Consider the following 3,593-nt stretch of genomic DNA (forward strand, 5'->3'; position numbering starts at 1 on the left):
ATCCTATCCCAATCCAGCAAATAATGCCTGCTATATCCCATTCAAACTAGCAAAGGATGCTAATGTTTCCCTAGAAATCTATAACATCCTCGGACAGAAGGTTCGGACAATAGAGCTAGGACAAAAACCCAAAGGCTCATATACCCAAAAGGATAGGGCAATATTTTTTGACTTAAAAAATAATGCTGGACAAAACCTCTCCTCTGGATTATACTTTTACAAAATAAAGGCAGATGATTTCTCTGCCATAAAATCCCTTGTTATAAGGTAAGCTTTTAAGTTTAACTTGCCTTTTTAAGAAACGGCGATATATAATGGGGTTCATGAAAAAGAGAAATAAGCCAATAAAGAGGAAGAACTTAATAACACATCCAAAGCTAATTTTAACAACCCATTTATTTACCAATCCCTACATTTATTTATCAATAATCATCCTTGTCTTTCTTTTTCATAGCTATCACTTTAGATTCTTTATGATTGATGATGCATTTACCTCATTTAGATACGCAAAGAATCTTGTCGAGGGAAAGGGGTTTGTTTATAATCCAGGAGAAAGGGTTGAGGGATATACAAACTTCCTCTGGACACTTATCATTGCCATTTTTATGAAGCTAGGTTTTCAACCAGAAAGGCTTTCTCAGGTTTTAGGTATAATCTTTGCAGGGCTTTCTATCTTTCTTGTTTTTCTTATTGGATGCCTTCTTTCACCAAAGAATAGACTGTTTAATCTCATTACTTGCCTTTTTCTTTGTGCAAATTCCTGCTTTGCTTGCTGGGCAGATGGTGGACTGGAAGGGCCATTTTTTACCTTTCTTATCCTTTTGGCTATTTACAGATATTTTCTTGAAATTCAAAACAAAAAGGTCTATCTTTCCCCTATACTCTTTGGGATAAGTTCACTAACAAGGCCTGAGGGAATTCTCTTTTTTGGAATCACATTTATTCATCAGATAGTCCTTTTTTTCAAAAACAAAATATCCCTTAAAAATCTCTTTCTTTCAATTGCCTTTTTTCTTTCAATCTTTGCCCCATATTATCTCTGGCGCTATGCCTATTATGGATTTCCTCTTCCCAATACCTTCTATGCCAAGGTTGGAGAGGGGATTTCTCAATATCTGCGAGGGGTTAAATATATAAAGGATTTTTTAATTGAATTCTCTGGATGGATATTTCTTGCAATACCATTTGTCTTTAAAAGGTTTAATACCAATTACTTGTATTTTTTGCTAATTACCTTCTCTTATCTTCTTTACATCATTTATATTGGAGGGGATAGCCTTTCGATGTATCGTTTTCTTGTTCCCATCTTGCCATTTCTTTATCTTCTGTTTCAAGAAGGGCTAAAATCCTTTACAGAGCTTTTCTCAGAGAAAAAAGCCATAGCAATTGTTTTTATAATTCTAGCCATAGGAATTCCTTTAACCACAAAAAAGTCATTTTCTGGAAACTCTTATAATGCCCTTTCATCTCAATCTACCTTGACCCAAAATTGGTCTTTTGTTGGTAAATGGATGAAAGATAATATTTCTAAAAATGCATCAATCGCCCTTTCTCCCGCCGGTGCTATTCCATATTACTCTGGGCTTTATTCTATAGATATGCTTGGGCTTTGTGATCTTAATATTTCCCATATGAAAAGCGATTGGATGGGAAAGGGGTTTGCTGGCCATGAAAAGGGCTCTGGAGATTATATTCTTTTAAGAAAACCAACTTATATCTTACTTGGAAATATCATTATATCTGATAAACCAGAGTTTAACTTCCAAGATATTCCTTGGGACTATTGGGCACTTAAGTCAGAAAGGGAATTATGGTTTAATCTCAAATTTCATGAAATGTATGAACAGGTAGCCAGCCATTTAGGAGGAGGTTGGTATCTTCACTATTTTCGGCTTAAAAAGATTTTTTCTTGACAAAAAGTAAGTAAAACGGTTATACTTTTATTAAAATGGAAAACTTGAAAGAAGACAAAAATATTAAAGGGGGGAGGATAGACTTAATTACCCTAAAAGGTTTTTATATAAAGGCAGGCAAACAAAAGGCCTGCTTATTTTTTGTCTAAAAATGGAGGTGTCAGTGAAATGAAAAAGACAATTTTTGGGATTTTTATGGCTTTAGGGTTTTTGGCTTTTAAGCCAATTTGGGCAGAGACCTATGTTTCTGGGACAATTACAAGCAATACAACTTGGGCTTTAGCAAATAGCCCTTATGTTGCTACTGATACTGTGATTGTTGTTGAAGGCGTAATCTTAACTGTTGAGCCAGGGGTAACCGTAAGGTTTGCAACAAATACATCTTTGATTTGCTATGGAACATTGAGGGCTGTTGGAAACCCTGATGGCACGATTACATTCACATCTGACCAGGCTACCCATACTGCTGGGTATTGGAATGGAATAGTGTTTTCTGGAACAAATAGTAGTAATAGCATTCTTACTCATTGTACAATTATGTATGCAGGAAGAAGCGGAGTAGGAATTAGTTTTTACAATACATCTCCCCGACTTTCTAATTGTATAATCTCTGAAATTGGAAGACTTGGGCATAATTATGGTATTATTTGTTCTAATTCTTCTCCTATACTTACTAACAATGTAATTTCTGAAATTAAGGTATACGAGTGGTATACGGCTTATGGAATTTATATAATCAATTCTTCATTTCCAATTCTCATTGGCAACAAAGTTTCTGGTATAAGAGGTGATTATCTTAACAGTAGGAGTCGGTTTGGAATATATATTTCTAATTCTGTAGTAACTATTACTGGAGGAACAGTTACTGATATTAACGGAGGTTATGCGAGAGCAGTGTATGGTATTTATGTTTATCAATCTACTGTAAATATTACCCAAAATAATTTTGTCTATATCAATGGAATACATAAATCTCCTGCTTATGGAATATATTTAGATCAATCTACAGCTACAATTAGTTATAATATTATTTCTAATATTGTAGGAGGAATAACAATGGGAATAAATTTTGCCGAAAATGGATACGGTATTTTTTCTTCTTCATCAATAGCAAGAATAGATTACAACGATATTTCTTCTATTGTAGGAGGCTATGGAAGTGGAGGATATGGAGGAAATGGATACGGTATTATGATTAATAATGATAAAGGAACACTTATTTTGAAAAACAATATATTTAATGTCAGTGGTGGAGGAAGTACAATGGGTGTTTTTGGAGTGGGGTATGGAATATATGTCCTTTCTGGTTCGAACCCAGGGATACATTATAACAATATTTTAAACAATAAAAATGGCAATGGAACAAAAGGTTTTGGCGTTTATTGCGATGGGACAGCAGGGACTATTTCTGCAACATTCAATTGGTGGGGTCATAATTCTGGTCCATATCATCTTGTAACCAACTCTTCTGGACAGGGTGATAAAATTTCAGATTATATTGATTATATTCCTTGGTTGACAGTTGCTTACGCTCCATCTCACATTACTGTTAATTGTTGACTAACGATAGGTTAGGGTGTATAATCTTAACCTATGCAGATAAAATTACATAAGAATGCAACCACAACATTAGCGATAAGAAGAGCTATCAAAGAAAGCCCTCTTTCTGCTTATGCTCTT

3 protein-coding genes are annotated in these 3,593 nt (G+C 34.5%); all 3 read left to right on the forward strand.

Annotated elements, in window-relative coordinates; translation table 11 throughout:
• The coding region (locus AB1630_11230; protein MEW6104365.1) for a T9SS type A sorting domain-containing protein at positions 1–271 on the forward strand (271 nt) is incomplete at its 5' end.
• A gap of 52 nt (positions 272–323) precedes the next feature.
• Entirely contained in the window at positions 324–1,913 is a 1,590-nt protein-coding gene (locus AB1630_11235) for a hypothetical protein (GenBank protein ID MEW6104366.1), read from the forward strand.
• A 168-nt stretch (positions 1,914–2,081) separates the two neighbouring features.
• Positions 2,082–3,473 (forward strand): right-handed parallel beta-helix repeat-containing protein, encoded by a 1,392-nt coding sequence (locus tag AB1630_11240; protein MEW6104367.1) that lies wholly within the window; start codon positions 2,082–2,084, stop codon positions 3,471–3,473.
• The last annotated feature ends 120 nt before the right edge of the window (positions 3,474–3,593 follow it).

This window comes from bacterium (assembly GCA_040753555.1).
Lineage (GTDB): Bacteria > UBA9089 > UBA9088 > UBA9088 > UBA9088 > JBFLYE01.